2 protein-coding genes are annotated in these 1,079 nt (G+C 41.6%); both read right to left on the bottom strand.

The genetic code is table 11. The annotated features are described in order from the left end of the window. Window positions 1–46: 46 nt before the first annotated feature. A complete protein-coding gene (locus tag WHS38_12395; GenBank protein ID MEJ5301776.1) occupies window positions 47–469 on the bottom strand; it encodes a hypothetical protein in 423 nt (140 codons plus the stop codon). Window positions 470–493: 24 nt separating this feature from the next. Continuing rightward, window positions 494–1,024 (bottom strand): hypothetical protein, encoded by a 531-nt coding sequence (locus WHS38_12390; GenBank protein ID MEJ5301775.1) that lies wholly within the window; start codon window positions 1,022–1,024, stop codon window positions 494–496. Window positions 1,025–1,079: the final 55 nt, after the last annotated feature.

Raw genomic sequence — 1,079 nt, 5'->3', positions numbered from 1 at the left:
TCCGGGAAATTGCATTCTGCATATTTCTAGCCTTTCAGAAAAGTTTTTACCTCACATACAGCTTAAAGACCGTTATCACAATGGTTATCAACGTAAACCCCGCCCCAATAAACCATTGAGTAAATGTAAGTCGCCTTTCAAGAGATTCGAACCTCTTATCCATAGCTTCAAAGCGAGCATTCATCTCCCTCTGGAGTGCTTCAAAGCGTTTTTCCATAGCTTCAAAACGCGCGTTCATTTCCCTCTGGAGAGACTCAAAGCGCTTTTCTATAGCTTCAAATCTGGCAGCTTCTATCTCCCTCAGTGCTTTGAGTTCTTCTTCTACTCTGACAATCCTCTCTATAAGGGACAGTTCCCTGACTCTTTGATCATCCCTCCTGACATATTCTTCTATCGCAGCTTCAACACTTTTCTGAACCAGTTGTCTTACAAACTGTTCTATCTCGTTCCGGGAAATTGCATCCTGCATATTTCATAACCTTTCAGAAAAGTTTTACCTCACATACAGCTTAAAGACCGTTATCACAATGGTTATCAACGTAAACCCCGCCCCGATAAACCATTGAGTAAATGTAAGCCGCCTCTCAAGAGATTCGAACCTCTTATCCATAGCCTCAAAACGCGCATTCATCTCTCTCTGAAGTGCTTCAAAACGCTTTTCCATAGCTTCAAAACGTGTGTTCATTTCCCTTTGAAGAGCCTCAAAACGCTTTTCCATAGCTTCAAAACGTGCGTTCATTTCCCTCTGGAGAGCCTCAAAACGCTTTTCCGTAGCTTCAAAACGAGCATTCAGTTCCCTCTGAAGAGCTTCAAAGCGTCTTTCCATAGCTTCAAATCTAGCAGCTTCTATCTCCCTTAATGCTTTGAGTTCCTCTTCTACTCTGACAACTCTCTCTATAAGAGATAGTTCTCTAATCCTTTGATCATTCCTCCTGACATATTCTTCTATCGCAGCTTCAACACTTTTCTGAACCAGCTGTCTTACAAACTGTTCTATTTCGTTCCGGGAAATTGCATTCTGCATATTTCTAGCCTTTCAGAAAAGTTTTTACCTCACATACAGCTTAAAGACCGTTATC

This window comes from Thermodesulforhabdaceae bacterium (assembly GCA_037482015.1).
GTDB lineage: Bacteria > Desulfobacterota > Syntrophobacteria > Syntrophobacterales > Thermodesulforhabdaceae > JAOACS01.
The sequence above is the reverse complement of the archived record's forward strand: the minus strand, read 5'-3'. Positions and strand labels throughout refer to the sequence as shown.

Excerpts from the sequence above, each read along its gene's own strand:
- WHS38_12395 (MEJ5301776.1), bottom strand. The coding sequence starts at position 469 with ATGCAGGATGCAATTTCCCGGAACGAGATAGAACAGTTTGTAAGACAA.
- WHS38_12390 (MEJ5301775.1), bottom strand. The coding sequence starts at position 1,024 with ATGCAGAATGCAATTTCCCGGAACGAAATAGAACAGTTTGTAAGACAG.